The sequence below is a fragment of the Natronincola peptidivorans genome, assembly GCF_900111615.1.
Classification (GTDB): domain Bacteria; phylum Bacillota; class Clostridia; order Peptostreptococcales; family Natronincolaceae; genus Natronincola_A; species Natronincola_A peptidivorans.
In genome coordinates this window covers 32,803-49,438 of sequence record NZ_FOHU01000019.1, presented here as the reverse complement: position 1 = coordinate 49,438, position 16,636 = coordinate 32,803, and the positions used below count along the sequence as shown (strand labels likewise).

At 36.4% G+C, this 16,636-nt stretch carries 15 protein-coding genes; 12 read left to right on the top strand and 3 right to left on the bottom strand.

Translation table 11 applies throughout. The features are described from left to right. A partial coding sequence (gene grdD / locus BMX10_RS15240) for a glycine/sarcosine/betaine reductase complex component C subunit alpha (protein WP_090446226.1) occupies positions 1-946 on the top strand: 946 nt, incomplete at its 5' end. A 77-nt stretch (positions 947-1,023) separates the two neighbouring features. On the opposite strand, the gene BMX10_RS15235 is transcribed toward grdD, so the two are convergent. Continuing rightward, entirely contained in the window at positions 1,024-1,713 is a 690-nt protein-coding gene (locus BMX10_RS15235) for a TetR/AcrR family transcriptional regulator (RefSeq protein WP_090446216.1), read from the bottom strand. Between the two features lie 522 nt (positions 1,714-2,235). On the opposite strand from BMX10_RS15235, the gene BMX10_RS15230 reads away from it, so the two are divergent. From BMX10_RS15230 to BMX10_RS15220, 3 genes are read left to right on the top strand one after another with little or no spacing between them, the layout of a single operon-like run. Beyond that, positions 2,236-3,561, top strand: a complete 1,326-nt coding sequence (locus tag BMX10_RS15230; protein WP_090446214.1) for a glycine/sarcosine/betaine reductase component B subunit — start codon at positions 2,236-2,238, stop codon at positions 3,559-3,561. Positions 3,562-3,574: 13 nt separating this feature from the next. Further along, on the top strand, positions 3,575-4,894 hold the full coding sequence (gene grdH / locus BMX10_RS15225) for a betaine reductase selenoprotein B (protein ID WP_090446213.1): 1,320 nt from the start codon (positions 3,575-3,577) through the stop codon (positions 4,892-4,894). A gap of 38 nt (positions 4,895-4,932) precedes the next feature. Continuing rightward, on the top strand, positions 4,933-6,417 hold the full coding sequence (locus tag BMX10_RS15220; RefSeq protein WP_330387949.1) for a glycine betaine uptake BCCT transporter: 1,485 nt from the start codon (positions 4,933-4,935) through the stop codon (positions 6,415-6,417). Positions 6,418-6,589: 172 nt separating this feature from the next. Here the strand turns inward: BMX10_RS15220 and BMX10_RS15215 are convergent, their stop codons facing one another. Then, complete coding sequence (locus BMX10_RS15215; RefSeq protein ID WP_090446211.1) at positions 6,590-8,311, bottom strand: CoA-disulfide reductase; 1,722 nt, start codon at positions 8,309-8,311, stop codon at positions 6,590-6,592. Positions 8,312-8,734: 423 nt separating this feature from the next. Here BMX10_RS15215 and BMX10_RS18105 point away from each other — a divergent pair, with 423 nt between their 5' ends. The 3 genes from BMX10_RS18105 to BMX10_RS15205 all read left to right on the top strand — a co-directional run bounded on the left by BMX10_RS18105 (position 8,735) and on the right by BMX10_RS15205 (position 10,109). Further along, on the top strand, positions 8,735-8,887 hold the full coding sequence (locus BMX10_RS18105; RefSeq protein WP_170834850.1) for a hypothetical protein: 153 nt from the start codon (positions 8,735-8,737) through the stop codon (positions 8,885-8,887). Between the two features lie 178 nt (positions 8,888-9,065). Continuing rightward, positions 9,066-9,596, top strand: coding sequence for a TVP38/TMEM64 family protein (locus BMX10_RS15210; RefSeq protein WP_090446209.1), 531 nt, complete (start codon positions 9,066-9,068; stop codon positions 9,594-9,596). Positions 9,597-9,704: 108 nt separating this feature from the next. After that, on the top strand, positions 9,705-10,109 hold the full coding sequence (locus BMX10_RS15205) for a four-helix bundle copper-binding protein (RefSeq protein WP_208976161.1): 405 nt from the start codon (positions 9,705-9,707) through the stop codon (positions 10,107-10,109). A gap of 87 nt (positions 10,110-10,196) precedes the next feature. Here the strand turns inward: BMX10_RS15205 and BMX10_RS15200 are convergent, their stop codons facing one another. Further along, positions 10,197-10,853: a TetR/AcrR family transcriptional regulator gene (locus BMX10_RS15200; protein ID WP_244272737.1), complete on the bottom strand. Its 657-nt coding sequence runs from the start codon at positions 10,851-10,853 to the stop codon at positions 10,197-10,199. Positions 10,854-11,048: 195 nt separating this feature from the next. Here BMX10_RS15200 and BMX10_RS15195 point away from each other — a divergent pair, with 195 nt between their 5' ends. The 5 genes from BMX10_RS15195 to BMX10_RS15175 all read left to right on the top strand — a co-directional run bounded on the left by BMX10_RS15195 (position 11,049) and on the right by BMX10_RS15175 (position 16,600). Further along, on the top strand, positions 11,049-11,924 hold the full coding sequence (locus BMX10_RS15195) for a hypothetical protein (RefSeq protein ID WP_090446207.1): 876 nt from the start codon (positions 11,049-11,051) through the stop codon (positions 11,922-11,924). Between the two features lie 110 nt (positions 11,925-12,034). After that, on the top strand, positions 12,035-13,306 hold the full coding sequence (locus BMX10_RS15190) for a CapA family protein (protein WP_090446205.1): 1,272 nt from the start codon (positions 12,035-12,037) through the stop codon (positions 13,304-13,306). Between the two features lie 222 nt (positions 13,307-13,528). Then, positions 13,529-14,530 (top strand): acyl-CoA dehydratase activase-related protein, encoded by a 1,002-nt coding sequence (locus BMX10_RS15185; RefSeq protein ID WP_090446202.1) that lies wholly within the window; start codon positions 13,529-13,531, stop codon positions 14,528-14,530. A gap of 2 nt (positions 14,531-14,532) precedes the next feature. Continuing rightward, positions 14,533-15,624 carry an acyl-CoA dehydratase activase-related protein gene (locus tag BMX10_RS15180; protein WP_090446200.1) on the top strand — a complete coding sequence of 364 codons (1,092 nt, stop codon included), beginning with the start codon at positions 14,533-14,535 and terminating at the stop codon, positions 15,622-15,624. Between the two features lie 13 nt (positions 15,625-15,637). Beyond that, a complete protein-coding gene (locus BMX10_RS15175; RefSeq protein ID WP_090446198.1) occupies positions 15,638-16,600 on the top strand; it encodes an acyl-CoA dehydratase activase in 963 nt (320 codons plus the stop codon). Positions 16,601-16,636 lie beyond the last annotated feature (36 nt).

The following is a 16,636-nucleotide window of genomic DNA, read 5'->3' as shown; positions in this document are numbered from 1 at the left end:
CGAAGAAGAAATGCATAAAACCATGGAAAAACTACTGGACGATGGCACCATCCAAGGCTGCGTAACCATGCACTACAACTTTCCCATCGGTGTCTCCACAGTAGGAAAAGTCATCACCCCTGGTCGAGGCAAAGAAATGTTTATCGCCACCACCACCGGCACCTCCTCACCCCATCGAGTAGAAGCCATGGTAAAAAACGCACTATATGGCATCATCACAGCCAAAGCCAACGGTATAAAAAACCCAACTGTCGGCATACTGAACGTAGACGGTGCAAGACAAGTAGAAAAAGCATTAAAAGAACTAAAAAACAATGGATACCACATCAACCTGACAGAATCCATGCGCAGTGACGGCGGCAGCATCATGCGGGGCAACGACCTACTAGCCGGTACACCCGACGTTATGGTACAAGACACCCTGACAGGCAACGTCTTTATGAAAATCTTCTCCGCCTACACAACAGGCGGTGACTACGAATCCATTGGCTATGGCTATGGCCCCGGCATAGGAGAAGAACAACAAAGAACCATCCTGATCCTATCCAGAGCCTCCGGCGTACCCGTAGTAGCCAACGCCATACAATACGCAGCAGAGCTGGTAAAAGGCAACCTAAAAGAAGTAGCAAAAGAAGAATTTGAAAAAGCCAACAAAGCCAAACTACCAGAAATACTAAAAAGCCTAACAAAAGACAACAAAAAAGTTAAAGACACACAAGAAAAAGTAACAGCCCCACCAAAAGAAGTCGTAACCGGTTCCATCAGCGGCATAGACATCATGGACCTAGAAGACGCAGTTGAAGCCCTATGGAAAAAAAGTATCTACGCAGAAAGCGGTATGGGTTGTACAGGCCCCGTGATTATGGTAAGCGAAGAAAAGCTGAACACAGCCATAGCTGCACTAAAAGAAGCAGGGTTTGTGGCAGGAGAAGCTCCTGATTGTTAAGGTCATGAAGAATAAGAAAGATAGAAAGTCTCCTATAATGGGAGGCTTTCTATCTTTCTTATTTGATTTAAGATGATTTATGCAAATAGCTTACCACTTGTATTGCTGCAAGCCGACTCACAGTAGGAATAAATGATTTGCTTAATAAACTTCAAAGTACGTTCTACAGCTTCTTCAACAGAATAATCTACTTCACCATTAGCCACCTTTAGAAACATGCCTTCATAAACCAATAGGGTCATTTCATTGATGTCCTCAAGGTGATGGGGTGGAATAAGACCTTCTGAAGCACAAGTTTTAAGAATAGAAAGATTTCTATCAACGATATTCTGGCTAAGGAGCATAGGTAAAAGTTCCTCTGATTGCTCACCAATCTCATTAGGAAAAATACAATAATACTCTTTTATAGCATTTTTGAATAAACTGCTAAACTCATTAAAAAAAATTGCCTGGTAGACCTTAGGTCTATTGTAGGAATGATAGCAAAAACACTCCCAAATAGCAAAATATTTATCTAAAGAGTTGTTAGTGTTCTTCACATGCTGAGGCAAGCTTATAGCATATTCCTTCAAATATTTCATAGAGGCAAAGAAGATTAAATGATCCAGATTTTCGAAGTAATTATATAATGTAGCACTGTTATAGCCTGCAAGATCTGCAACCTTTCTAACAGTAACTCCTTCCATGCCTTCCTCTTCAATGATTTGATTGGCGGCTTCAATAAAATAACTCATCATTCGCCTTTTTTGTATTTTTCTCTTATACATATACGTCACCTATCTAATATTTTTTTAAAATGATTCATTTATTATAGCATATTTGAAGAAAAATAAACAAAAAAATAGAAAAACTGTATTGAATATACTAATTTCATGAAAAAATCCAAAATTCTATCCATAAAACTATGAATACTTTAAATAAATCCCCTGTTAAAAACTAATGTTGATTATCCTTTGGATAGGAATAAGTGCTTGATTAGTCATCCTGAACAATGTGAAGGATCTTTAATAGAGGGTAAATAAAAAAGATTTTGATGTAGATAATAAGACTAGGGTAAAACCATATCAACAGAATGAAGCGAAAAAAGTTGAAAATACAGGAAGTTAAATACTAAAATAAATTTATAATATAAACTTGATTAATACATAAACACGTTTGTATTTTCGACAAAAGCATGATATAATTTATCATAGTTAGCAAATTAACAATAACCTTTTAGATCATGAAAGCTAACTACATAAAAAGACTATCCTTAATGAAAATGAATGATATGAAAGGAGTGCAAAGAAATGAAGCTAGAAATAGGGAATTTCTATGTAAAAGACATCGTATTTGGAGAGAAAACCTCCTATGCAAATGGAATTTTAACCATTAACAAAGAAGAAGCAATTGCAGTAGTGAAAGAAGATGATCACATCACAGAAGCAGACATTTTGATAGCAAAGCCAGGAGACAAAACAAGAATCGTACCAGTAAAGGAAGCCATTGAACCAAGACACAGAGTAGGAGGAGGGGCAGTATTTCCAGGAGTGACAGGAGAATTATCTGCAGCAGGAAATGGAAAAACCTTCGCCTTAAAAAACTGCAGTGTTTTAGTAGTAGGTAAGCACTGGGGAGGCTTTCAAGATGGATTGATTGACATGAGTGGAGAAGGAGCAAAATATACACTATTTTCACAACTACAAAATATATGCCTTGTGGCAGATACAGATGAAGACTTTGAAAAAAGAGAGCAGCAAAAGAAAAATCATGCATTAAGATGGGCAGGAATGAGATTAGCAGAATATATAGGAAGCTGTGTAGCAGAGCTGCAGCCAGAGGAAGTAGAAACCTATGAGTTAGGTCCAATTACAGAGCGACCACAAGAGGTACAGGCATTGCCAAATGTAGTATTAGTACTACAACCACAATCGCAAATGGAAGAAGCAGGCTACAATGATTTAGTCTATGGATGGGATTGTAACCATATGGTACCAACCTACATGCATCCAAACGAAGTATTAGATGGTGCCATGATTTCAGGAAGCTTTATGCCATGTTCATCAAAATGGTCAACCTATGATTTTCAAAACTATCCAATGATTAAACGACTCTATCGAGAGCATGGAAAAACAGTGAATTTCTTAGGGGTTATCATGTCAAACCTAAACGTTGCCCTAGAACAAAAAGAAAGAGCAGCACTGTTTGTAGCACAAATAGCAAAATCCTTAGGAGCAGAAGCAGCAGTTGTAGCAGAAGAGGGCTATGGTAATCCAGACGCAGACTTTATCGCATGTATCGTAGCATTAGAAGATGCAGGGGTAAAAACAATAGGCCTAACAAACGAATGTACAGGAAGAGATGGAGCATCCCAACCACTAGTAACCTTAGATGAAAAAGCAAATGCCATCGTATCCTGTGGCAACGTATCCCAACTAATAGAACTGCCGCCAATGGAAACTGTGATAGGAGAATTAGAAGCATTAGCAAGAGACGGTTTATCTGGAGGCTGGTCAGATGATGAAATACTAGGATCATCAGTAAGAAAAGATGGTTCAATCATTATGGAAAACAACGCAATGTTCTGTGGAGACCGAGTGGCAGGATGGTCAACCAAAACAATGGTGGAATACTAAGGAGGTGGAGAAGATGAAAAAGAAAGCAATTCTATACTTAAACCAATTCTTTGGGCAAATCGGAGGAGAAGAACTAGCAGATCATGCACCAGAGATAAGAGAAGGTCTAGTTGGCCCAGCAATGGAACTAAACAAACAACTGGGAGAAGTAGCAGAAGTAACCCATACCATCATCTGCGGAGACAACTTTATGGGTTCTAGACAAGAAGAAGCAGTAGAGGCTATACTAGGATTTTTAGAGGGGAAAGAATTTGATATATTCTTTGCAGGTCCAGCCTTTAGAGCAGGAAGATATGGAAGTGCCTGTGGACATATCTCAAAAGCAGTAAAAGAAAAATTTGGCGTACCAGTAATCAGCTCCATGAACGATGAAAACCCTGGAGTAGAAATGTTCAAAAAAGAAATGTATATCTTCAAAGGTGGTGCCAGTGCAGCAGCCATGAGAAAAGATGTAAAAGCAATGGCGGACTTTGGGAAGAAAATATTAACAGGAGAAACTCTTTTACCAGCTGAAGAGGAAGGCTACTATGGCAGAGGCGTAAGACACCAAGTATGGCTAGAGTCTGGAGTGCCAGCAACCGACAGAGTCATCGATATGCTGCTAAAAAAGATAAAGGGAGAAGCTTTCCAAACAGAGTTGCCAATTCCTCCATCAGATTTAGTACCAATAGCACCAGCTATTAAAGATCTAAGCAAAATGAAAATTGCTATAGCAACAACCGGAGGGATTGTACCAGTAGAAAATCCAGACAGAATCCAGTCAGCATCAGCAACAAGATGGGGTAAATACGATATGACAGGTATGGATAGATTAGAAGCAGGTGTATTTAAAACTATCCATGCAGGCTTTGACCCAGCAGCAGCGGATGCAGATCCCAATGTAATTGTACCTTTAGATGCATTAAGAGCATATGAAGAAGAAGGAAGAATAGGTAGTATTCATAAAGATTTCTATACAACTGTTGGAACAGGAACAACTCAAGGAGAAGCAGCCAGAATGGCAAAGGAAATCGTAGAAGACCTAAAAGCGACTGGTGTGGACGCAGTTATCATGACCTCCACATGAGGCACCTGTACACGTTGCGGTGCAACGATGGTAAAAGAAATCGAAAAAGCAGGCTTCCCTATAGTACAGATGGCAAACCTTATTCCAGTTGCAAAGACAGTTGGAGCCAATAGAATGGTACCAACCATCTCCATACCATATCCTCTAGGAGATCCAGAAACGCCAAAGGAGCAACAGTACAAGCTTCGTCATCATAGAGTAGGTGTAGCTTTGGAGGCATTAGAAACTGAGGTTCAAGAGCAGACTGTTTTCAAGGTAAAGATTTAAAACCATAAATATAAAACACTATAAAGGAGATTAATTATATGGATAAAATGAAAAAAGACAACTCAGTTTTCCATATATCCTTAATAGTTGTATTTGCAATTGTTGCCTGGGGAATTGCTTCCCCAGGTAGCTTTGGTAATGCGGCTAATGGATTATTTGAATTTATTGTAAATAATTTTAGTTGGATGTATTTATTATCGATGTTCTTATTTGTAGCATTTGCATTATATTTAGCCTTTAGTAAATATGGAAAAATCAAGCTGGGTCCAGATGACTCAGAACCTGAATATAAAAACTCTTCATGGTTTGCAATGCTATTTGGCGCTGGAATGGGTATAGGGCTGGTATTCTGGGGGGTAGCAGAACCATTAAATCATTTTATGGCACCTAATGGGACAATCCAACCAGGAACATCAGAGGCCGCTAATTTTGCTATGAGAGCATCCTTTATGCACTGGGGATTTCATCCTTGGGCAAACTATAGTATTTTTGGAATGGCATTAGCTTATTTTCAATATAGAAAAAAGAAGCCGGGTCTAATCAGTAGTGTATTTGAACCTCTAATTGGGGAAGCGGGAGTAAAAGGACCTATAGGAAAAACTATTGATATACTAGCAGTATTTGCAACTGTAGCAGGAGTTGCTACCTCACTTGGATTAGGAACCCTGCAAATCAATGGTGGTATGAATTATCTATTTGGGCTGCCTATTAATACAACGGTACAAATTGCTATTATTGCTATTGTTACTTTTATCTATATATGGACAGCTGTTAGTGGTATTGAGAAGGGTATTAAGGTATTATCTGATATTAATTTACTATTAGCTATAGGAATACTAGTTTTATCTGTTATTGTTGGACCTACAGTGACAATGATTAATGCCTTCATTAATGGAATTGGAACGTATGCTGGTGAATTCATCAATGACAGCTTTAATATTCAGCCATTTGGTGATAATACATGGATAGGTTCATGGACTGTGTTTTATTGGGCATGGTGGATTGCTTGGGCGCCATTTGTAGGAACCTTTATTGCACGTATTTCTAGGGGTAGAACCATCAGAGAATTTGTTCTGGGTGTAATTGTGGCTCCTTCACTAGCATCCTTTGTATGGTTTGCAGTCTTTGGAACAATGGGCATTAACTTAGGCACCGAAACAGCAGTGGAAGCAGTAAAAGTAACAGAAACTGCATTGTTTGTAGTTTTAGAACAATATCCTTTGGGAAGTATTATTTCATTGATCGCTGTAGTTCTATTATGTACCTTCTTCATTACCTCAGCAAACTCAGCAACCTTTGTATTAGGTATGATGACATCCCAAGGAGATTTAAATCCAAGTAATAAGAAAAAAATTATATGGGGTTTAGTACAATCCTTATTAGCGTTATCCTTACTTTTAGCAGGAGGTCTAACAACACTACAAATTGGGTCTATTGCAGCAGCCTTTCCCTTTGTTATTGTAATGATACTTGTAATGATTTCCTTATACAAAGCACTTACCACGGATGAAAAATTTGATTAAGATAGATTTGTTGAATCAGGTGATATATAAAAAAAAGGATAAAAAGGGTCTAGGCTTGAAATTTCTTTTTTCAAGCCTAGACCTTTGCTTCCTTCATCCCTTTAAAGACCTAGATAATAATTCTGTAACATTGTAGCCCAAAAGCATTAATTTGAATATTAGATTTAATTGCTTACTTAGGACAATCTTTTCTAGCAATACCATCATCATCTATTTTAATGACACAATCTGAAGGTGTATCAGGCCTATAAACAGCTTCATAGGTTTTGTATCCTCCATCTAGGTTCTTTACCTTGTAGCCTGCTTGCATTAAAATTCTAGCGGCTAGATACCCTCTAATTCCTACTTGACAATATACATAAACTATTTTCTCCTTAGGAACTTCATTCAACCTATGACGAAGCTCTCCCAATGGGATATGAATAGACTTTTCTATATTTCCTAAATCCCTTTCAATTTCTTCTCTTAAGTCAACCACTAGGGCATCATTATCCAGTAAGTCATTTATTTCATACCACTGAAATGTCTCAACGAAATCATTAACCATGTTGTCAGCTACAAAACCTAACATATTCACTGGATCTTTAGCGGAGGAGTAGGGAGGAGCATAGGTTAGTTCTAAATCCTTAAGGTCGTAGGCCTTAAGTTCTGCCCTGATGGCGGTGGCAATGACGTCAATACGTTTTTCAACACCTTCATTACCTACAGCTTGAGCACCAAATATTTTACCGGTTTTTCTATCAAATAAAAGCTTCATGGATATTGGAAAGGCTCCTGGATAATAACCAGCATGGGAACCAGGGTGAATATGGATGATCTCATAATCAATACCTAGCTTTTTCAAACTCTTTTCATTATTTCCAGTGGAAGCCACTGTCATATCAAATACTTTTGCCACTGAACTTCCCATTGTTCCGATATATTTTTCTTTTTTCCCCAGAATATTGTTGGCAGCAATCCTACCTTGTTTATTAGCTGGACCAGCCAATGGGATCATGGTAGGGTTTCCTGTAATGAAATCTGTCACTTCAATGACATCACCTACAGCATAAATGTGGGGGTCGGAGGTTTGAAGATATTCATTTACTTGAACACCGCCTCCCTTACCTATTTTTAATTCTGCATTTTTAGCTAATTCATTTTGTGGTCGCACGCCAATTGAGAAGATGATTAAGTCGGTATTTATTTTTTTGCCGCTTTGCAGTACAATTTCTTTTCCTTCTTTTTCAAAGGATTTCACACCATCCTTTAAAATAAGATCGACACCTTTGTCTTTCATATGATTATGAAGGATAGCGGCCATCTCATAATCAATTGGTCCCATCACTTGATCAGCCATCTCCACCAGGGACACTTTGATGCCTCGGTGAGCTAAGTTTTCAGCCATTTCTATTCCAATAAATCCACCACCAATGACAACTGCTGATTTTGGTTTCTTATCATCAACAAAGGACTTAATTCTATCAGTATCAGGGATTGTCCATAGGGTGAAGAGGTTTTTCGCTTCATTAATCCCAGGAATAGGTGGTTTAATAGGAGTAGACCCGGGAGATAAAATCAAATAATCATAGGGCTCTTCATAAACCTGATGATTTTTTAAGTCTTTCACTAGAACTTTTTGTTCCTTACGGTTAATTTCAATTACTTCATTGAAAACACGTACATCCATATTAAATTTTGAAGCAATTCCTTCAGGTGTCTGAAGCAATAGGGCATCCCTTTCTTGGATTACTTCGCCGATATGGTAAGGTAAACCACAATTAGCAAAAGAGATATATTCTCCTCTTTCGAATAAAATAATTTCTGCATTTTCATCTAAACGTCTTAAACGTGCAGCTGCAGATGCACCTCCAGCAACACCACCAACAATCAAGACTTTTTTGTTATTTGACATTTATAAGCCTCCTCTACTCTCTTAACGTTTTCTTTTTATGCTGATACTCTTCATCGGATATTTCCTCCTTAGTATATCTTTAATCTAAAATATTAATGGCATCATTTTTACCATTTTTTGCCATATAATGCCTATGGCTATTCTGTGATGGTTCAACTAATAAATATATATCCAGTTCTGGCAAAAACCTATCATATAAATTATTCTTTTCTTTCTATTATTTTAGTTTTCAATGATCTGCTTGACTTTATTATTACATTATTTATTTTTCCTTATTATAACTTGGCATCAGTATTGCATGTGTAAATTATAATGGACAATGCAGTGGGAGGGAAAAAACAGTGGGGATATTCACCGTTGGAGGATTAAATATTCATTAACTGATAGGTATTTTTTAAAATTATTTGGGTAAGGAGGATATATATGGGTGATTTAATTGTTGTAGCATTGGTGGCTGGCTTAATGATTTTCATGATGAAAAGAGGTGGTTGCTGTGGTGGACATCAACGTAGAGGGGAAAATCAAGATAAAGAAAATCAAAGCTGCTGTCATAATGATGAAAATGCAAAAAATTAAAAGTGCTTAATTTAGGAAGAAGAGAGTAATATAGAACAAAATATGCTATAAAAAGCTAGATAAAAGGGAGACTCCCTTAATAATCTTTTTAGATAAGTGTTGTAAACACTACAATTATTGTAGGTTTTAACACAAAAGAAATTTATTAGAGAATAGTTCAGCGCAAAGGAGAGACAAAATGGGTATAATATACTTTTTAATTGCCTTTATTCAACCAATAATACTATTCACTCCAGAAATGGTGACGATCACAGGTGGGAGCTTAACTTTAGGACCTTTAAAGGGTTTTTTAATAGGTTATATTGGCATATTGGGTGGTATTGGAGCTATGTATTTTATGGGAAGATATGCTCAACAAATAATAGTAAAGCGACTAGGTAAAGAAGAATTATTTAATAAATATACCAGACTAGTTAAGAAAAATGGAGAGGTTATTATTGGGCTATTATTCATTTTACCAGTATTGCCAGACAATATTATATGTGCTGGGGCAGGAATTAGTAAAATGCCATTTAAAAATTTTATATCTATAGCAGCAGTGGCCAAGCTAATCACTACATTTATATATGCCTATTCCATAGAATTAGCTAATATTCTCCCCATAACAGAGCTGCAGCTATTTGCAGCACAGTTGGTGGTAATGATGATCATAGTTTTGGTAAACCACTTAATCAAGAAGAGGAGACTTAAAGTAGCTGAGATGACATAGCATGTAAATAGATGTAATATTCTTTAATAATGTTTCACACATATGAAAGGTCCAGAATATATTTGTAATGCAAAAGGAAGTTTGTTCCAGTGAGGGGGGAGAATGAAAATGGAAAATAATCGGGGAGCACATCCTATGCATTATCATGGAGGGTATCATGGCGGTCATCATCATCACCATCATCACCACCATCATCAAGGTATATTAGATACTTTACAAAGATGTGAAGAAATGTGTGAACATATGACGACATTTTTAAAAAGAAGGCACGATGTGACTATGAGAAAAGTACAATTAGAATTACTAAGGGATTGCGCAGATATTTGCACCTTGACAGCAAAATTTATTGCTAGAAATAGCAGCTTCGCTAGGGGAATAGCAGGCTTCTGTGCCTATATATGTGAAGTCTGTGGTGTAGAATGTGCAAAGTTTCCTGATAGGGAATCCCAAGAATGTGCTCGAATCTGCTTCCACTGTGCTAAGGAATGTAGAGCATTTGCTGGCATGCACTAGCTTTTACAATTGACATTGTAAGAAAAGATGAAAATTAGAAAAAGCAGTTTCTGGAAAAGGTCTAGGAACTGCTTTTTATCATCAACGCTATATATTATAAGAAGCAATTGTTTGTTTAATATATTTCAGAGTTCTATCCACCGCTTCTTCCATTGAATAATCTACTTGATTTTTTAGGACGCTATTAAACATACCCTGATATATTAATAAGGACATTTCATTGATTTCTTTTAGATGCATTTCTTCCAGTAGACCTTCAGCAGCACAAGCCTTTAATAGAGACAAGTTTCTTTCATAGATATTCTGTACCAGCAGCATGGGAAGCAGTTCATCTAACTGGTCTCCTAATTCCTCAGGAAAAATTTCATAATATTCTTTAATAGCATCTTTTAAAGTGGTAGAGAATTTCTCAAAGAAAATTAATTGATAGGCTTTAGAATTGTTATAGGAATAGTAACAAAAACACTGCCAAATACGAAAATATTTATCTAAGGAATCTTTAGTACCTTTAAGATAAACAGGTAAATTTAAGGCATATTCCTTTAAATGCTTCATAGAAGCAAAGAAGATTAAGTGATCTAGATTTTCGAAGTAATTATAGAGGGTAGCACTGTTATAGCCTGCAAGATCTGCAACCTTTCTAACAGTAACTCCCTCCATGCCTTCCTCTTCAATGATTTGATTGGCAGCTTCAATAAAATAACTCATCATTCTTCTCTTTTGAATTGCTTTTTTATTTATCATTTTTATCATCTACTCCGCAAATAATTTATTATCACGGATTTATTATAACATAAGGACGAGAGAATGGAAGCCTTTCATTGGAAAATCATTAAAATAATTTAGATTGAGAGATATGGAAGAAAAATGAAGGAGTTTAATAAAAGCTGGAGAATACTACATTAATATCTACTATAATAAATGAAGGTGAAAAATATGATGAAAGAAAAGATAAGAGATATATCCGCCATGTCAGTAGAAACAAAGTTGCGTTATTTCAATATATTAGCTATAATGGCTGCGATAGATGAGGAAATAAATCAATTAGAAATGATGGAACTGTATAGGATGGCGGCAAGGTTTAAGCTTCTCCATAAGGAAAGGCTGACTATGCTAGAAGATATAGGTAAAAATCATGATGAAATAATGGGTTTATGTGAAGGTTTACTTGAGGACTTAAATGATCAAGAAAGAAATATTGTGAGATTTTCATTGATGAAGGATCTGATCATTATAATGAAGGCTGATTATTATGAAGCTCCTGAAGAAAAAAAATTGCTCCATACAATAAAAGTATTTTTCAAAATAACAGAAGAACAGATGGATTTCTTTTTTGAAGAATACCAGCAGGATAGAAGTTTTTCTGAAGAAGAGGTTATTGAACTTTATGATGGAAATAAGCGAAAAGAAAGAATTTTAACAGCTACAGCCATAGGTATTCCTATAGCAGCCATTTATGTAATAGAAGGGGTAAAAAAGAATAAATCTTCTTTTATACAGACTTTTACTAAAAGATTATCCAATATGGATTATCTTAAGGCCATAGGCTTGGGTATGATTTCTTATGAAATAGTAAAAGGCTTACTTAAACACAAAGATAATAATGAATCAAGGTTAAAGCAACATCTAATGAAGGACAGTAGAAAGTTGCAGGAAAGAGCTATAAGATACTTAATCTTAGATATAGCCAACCTTCAACAGAAGCTGCAGGAGGAAAATCAAGAAGGATTAGAAGCAAAATATCTCAAAGAGAAGATTGTTTTACTAGAAAAAACCTTAGCTTCTTTTCATAATACAAAGCCCCAGCTATTATAATAAGACATCTCATGAAGAAAGTTTAGACTCCAGAATATAATGGAGTCTTTTCAAATACTAGGGAAAAGAAATTAAAGAAATAAAATTTGGTCAAAAGGAGTATTTATATCATGGCACTAAAAAAGAAGAGACTGCTATTATTAGCATTGTTACTAATAACGATGCTTTTTACCTCCTGCAGTAGTGAGGAACACACATACATACCAACACCAGTTGAGTCTGAAGATTTTATAGAATATACTGAAGAAGAAATAACCCCTCCTGTAGAAATAGTGATATCAGCAGTAGGAGACATTATGGTTCATGGACCACAATTGAGAGCCCAACACAATGCTTCAACCGGTGATTATGATTTCACCAATAACTTTCAATTTATTGAAGCCTATCTAAAGGCAGGAGATTTGACAATAGGCAACCTAGAAACCACCTTTGGTGGGGAGGAGAAAGGATACTCTAGCTTTCCTAAATTCAATACGCCGGATGCTTTGGCAGATGCTCTAAAAAAAGCTGGATTTGATGTGATAGTTACCGCCAACAATCATACTATTGATACTGGCAGCAGCGGTATGCTGAGAACCATCGATGTATTACAAAATAGAGATTTGATGGTAGTAGGCACCAGAAGAAGTGAAGATATAAATAATTTTATCATGAAGGATATAAAAGGAATAAAGATTGGGCTGACAGCTTATACCTATGAGAGTCCTCCTTATGGAGATTTTAAAACCTTAAATGGATTAATAGTACCTAAAGAGGTAGAATCCCTTATAAACACTTTTTCTTATGATTCCTTGGATGAAGATCTACTAAAAATGAAACAGGAAGTCAAAGAAATGAAGGCTATGGGGGCTGAAATAATCATATTCTATCTCCATTGGGGTGCAGAATATCATAGACAGCCAAACCATTATCAAAGATACATAGCTGAAAAACTTGCAGAGTATGGGGTGGATATCATTTTAGGAAGCCATCCTCATGTGGTACAACCAGTGGAGTTTATAGAAACTACAGAAGGTAAGACCCTGGTAGTATACTCCATGGGAAATTTTATATCGAATCAACGCTATGAAATATTAAACAATAGATTTACTGAAGACGGCATAATTATCAATATAAAGATAAAAAAGGATTTTCAAGAAGATCTTGTAACAATAGAAAAAGTCTCCTATGTCCCCACTTGGGTACATAGATATATCGCCCAGGGAAAAACATTTTATGAAATTATACCCGTTGCTGATGCATTAGAAGACAAATCCTTTTATAATCTGAATAATCAACAAGCTATTTGGAGAGTAGAAAACTCCATGAAGAATACTATCGAGATAATTGAATCAGAAAATGTATCAACAATGATTGACAAGCTATTGGTAGGAACAGAATAAATTTTTTTCAAAATTTTCCTCTTCGCCGAGAGGAAATAAAAAATTTGTGTGGAATACTTCTTTATTAAAATATCAATTATCTATATTACTTTAGAAGGAAGGGATTCAAAAGAAATAAAGACATATTATTGCTTCTCAATATGTATATTGAATATATATAGGATTATTAATGGTATTTTGACACTGGGATGATTCAAGAGAAAATGACTGGAGGTTTGCATTGTGAAAATAGGGATTCCCCAAAGCTTGCTCTATGCTTACTATTACCCCTTTTGGAAAACATATTTTGAGGAACTGGGGTTAGAGGTAGTACTGACACCTGCTACTACAAAATCTATTATAGACAAGGGAATAAAAGCTTCAGTACCAGAAATCTGCGTACCCATCAAGGTATATCTTGGGCATGTTATTACACTGCTGGAGCAAGAGGTAGATTGGATTTTTGTTCCAAGATTTGTATCTATAAAGAAAGGACAATTTTTTTGTCCTAAGTTTATGGGATTGCCAGATATGATTCGCCACTCTATGGAGGGTATTGAAGAAAAGTTGATTATGCCTTATATCGATACCAGAAGTGACAATATTGCAGAGTCGTTCAAAAAAAATATATTTGGTACAAAACTATCATTAAATCACAGACAAAATAAAAATGCATTAGCCAAGGCAGAAGCAGTATGGTTAAGGTTTAGAGAATATTGTAGAAAAGGATATTCAGCTACTGAGGCTGCTGCTATTGTCTTGAATCAGGCAGATGAAGAAAAATATAAAACATTAAATGAGGGGAAGGTGGATGTAACCATAGGCTTGTTAGGCTATGTATATAACATCTATGATCCTTTCATCAGTATGGATATCCTTAATAAGCTAAGAGCGATGGGAGTAAAGGTAAAGACCTTTGAAATGCTAGAGGAAAAAGATATGAATCGTCAGCTGGAGTGTATGCCTAAGACATTGTTTTGGACATTTAGCGATAAGCTGCTGGCTGCAGGGTATCATTTCTATCATGATGAAGAATGCGACGGTATGATTCATGTAACTGCCTTTGGATGTGGACCAGATTCTTTGCTGGGTAAACTTCTGGAGCTGGATTCTTCTATTTACAAGAAGCCCTTTATGACAGTAAGGGTGGATGAACATTCAGGAGAAAATCATCTCCAAACCAGGATAGAAGCATTTGTAGACATGATAAAAAGAAAAAAAATTAATGTGCAAAGAGGTGCATGAGGATGAAGGTGTCATTTCCGTATATGGGGACGACAGTAATATATAAAAAGCTGTTAGAGCTGCTAGGACATGAAGTAATCATGCCTCCGAAGCCTAGTCAAAGAACCATAAATCTAGGTGTAAAATATAGTCCAGAGTTTGCTTGCTTTCCACTGAAGGTAATCATGGGCAGCTATATGGAAGCAGTAGAAAAAGGAGCAGAAGCCATTATTACCTCTGGAGGCCATGGTCCATGCAGGGCAGGCTTCTATGAAAGGGTTCATAGTCGTATTTTGGAGGAAGAAGATTATAATGTAGAATTCATTGTCTTTGATTCTATGTTTAGGGATTATAAAAAGTTTTTTCTGAATGTTTTAAAAGTCAAAGGTAGTAGCTCATGGTATAGGTTAGGAAAATCGTTTAAGCTGGTTTATACTATGCTGAAAAAAATGGACATTTTAGAAAAACAGGTACAGGTCATAAGAGCCTATGAGCTTAAAAAAGGTGAGACCACTAAGGTATGGGAAAAAATACAGGATATCTTTGATAAAGCTTATAGCAGTAAAGAGATAGAGGAAGCCTTTATTCAAGGAAAAGCATTGCTGGATGGAATCAAACAGATCAATAGAATAGAAGAAAAGAGAATAAGAATCGGCATCGTAGGAGAGATTTATGTTGTTATGGAGGCCTCCATCAACATGAAAATTGAAGAATTGCTAGGTTCATTAGGGGCAGAGGTAGAGCGTTCTCAATATTTAACCCAGTGGATAAACTATAATGCTTTACCAAAGTTTATTAATCGTACCCATGAGATAGAGATACTAAAAAAGGGTGAAAGATATATCCCTATACAAATAGGGGGTCATGCTAAGCAAACAGTAGGGCATATCGTAGATTTTAGTGAAAGAGGGTTTGACGGAGTCATTCATTTAATGCCCTTTGGCTGTCTGCCAGAATTGATATCACAAAGCATTGTCCCTAAAATAACAGAGGATTTTGGGATACCGGTTCTAACTTTATCTATTGATGAACAAGCAGGAACTGCCAATAATTTAACGAGGATAGAAGCATTTTTAGATTTAATCAAAGGGAAAAAAATGAAGAAAATATCATAAGGGGATGAATCGGTTGCAGGAAATATATTTAGGAATAGATGTGGGTTCTGTAAGCACCAATATCGTTGCTTTAGATCATCATAATGAAGTTGTCCACAGCCAGTATATTCGAACAAATGGACAACCTCTAGAATCAGTAAAAAATGGATTGAAGGAGCTGGAAAAGCATTTGCCGCAGGATGCAAAGGTAAATGGGGTAGGAACCACTGGCAGCGGACGACAGCTGGTAGGGGTTATGGTGGGGGCAGATGTAATAAAAAATGAAATAACTGCCCATGCCACAGCAACAGCTCAAGTGGTGCCTGATGTTAAAACCATCTTTGAAATTGGCGGTCAAGATTCTAAAATTATTATTATAGAAAATCAAATGGTTATAGATTTTGCCATGAATACTGTCTGTGCTGCAGGTACGGGTTCATTTCTGGACCATCAAGCAGAAAGACTGGGAATCCCCATTGAAAGATTTGGTGATATGGCCTTATCTGCTGAGAGAGATGTACGAATTGCTGGGAGATGTACAGTTTTTGCAGAATCAGATATGATTGCAAAGCAGCAATTTGGTTTTTCAAAAGCAGAAATTATCAAAGGTCTTTGTGAGGCTCTAGTAAGAAACTACATTAACAACCTGGGAAGAGGGAAAAGATTAGAACCACCGTTTGTTTTTCAGGGTGGTGTAGCAGCAAATAAAGGCATAAAAACTGCCTTTGAAAAGGAAATTGGCCATGAAGTAATCATACCGAAGCATTTTAACATTATGGGGGCTTTAGGTGCAGCGATTTTAGCAAAAGAATTTATTGCAGAAAGTGAAAATCCTACCAATTTTAGAGGATTTAAGGCAGCTGATTTAGATTTTATTCCTTCCACCTTTGAATGCGGAGGATGCTCCAATAATTGTGAAGTGATTAAAGTAGAGTTAGACAAGCAAGTAATAGCCATGTGGGGAGACCGCTGTGGCAAATGGACCAATAGCTTATAAAATGATTTAGAACTTCATGCTTTGTCTTCAGTAGGG

Bases quoted from the DNA above. Each gene is read 5' to 3' on its own strand.
- BMX10_RS15235 (WP_090446216.1), bottom strand. From the start codon at position 1,713: ATGTATAAGAGAAAAATACAAAAAAGGCGAATGATGAGTTATTTTATT.
- BMX10_RS15230 (WP_090446214.1), top strand. From the start codon at position 2,236: ATGAAGCTAGAAATAGGGAATTTCTATGTAAAAGACATCGTATTTGGA.
- BMX10_RS15220 (WP_330387949.1), top strand. From the start codon at position 4,933: ATGGATAAAATGAAAAAAGACAACTCAGTTTTCCATATATCCTTAATA.
- BMX10_RS15215 (WP_090446211.1), bottom strand. From the start codon at position 8,311: ATGTCAAATAACAAAAAAGTCTTGATTGTTGGTGGTGTTGCTGGAGGT.
- BMX10_RS18105 (WP_170834850.1), top strand. From the start codon at position 8,735: ATGGGTGATTTAATTGTTGTAGCATTGGTGGCTGGCTTAATGATTTTC.
- BMX10_RS15210 (WP_090446209.1), top strand. From the start codon at position 9,066: ATGGGTATAATATACTTTTTAATTGCCTTTATTCAACCAATAATACTA.
- BMX10_RS15205 (WP_208976161.1), top strand. From the start codon at position 9,705: ATGGAAAATAATCGGGGAGCACATCCTATGCATTATCATGGAGGGTAT.
- BMX10_RS15200 (WP_244272737.1), bottom strand. From the start codon at position 10,853: ATGATAAATAAAAAAGCAATTCAAAAGAGAAGAATGATGAGTTATTTT.
- BMX10_RS15195 (WP_090446207.1), top strand. From the start codon at position 11,049: ATGAAAGAAAAGATAAGAGATATATCCGCCATGTCAGTAGAAACAAAG.
- BMX10_RS15190 (WP_090446205.1), top strand. From the start codon at position 12,035: ATGGCACTAAAAAAGAAGAGACTGCTATTATTAGCATTGTTACTAATA.
- BMX10_RS15180 (WP_090446200.1), top strand. From the start codon at position 14,533: ATGAAGGTGTCATTTCCGTATATGGGGACGACAGTAATATATAAAAAG.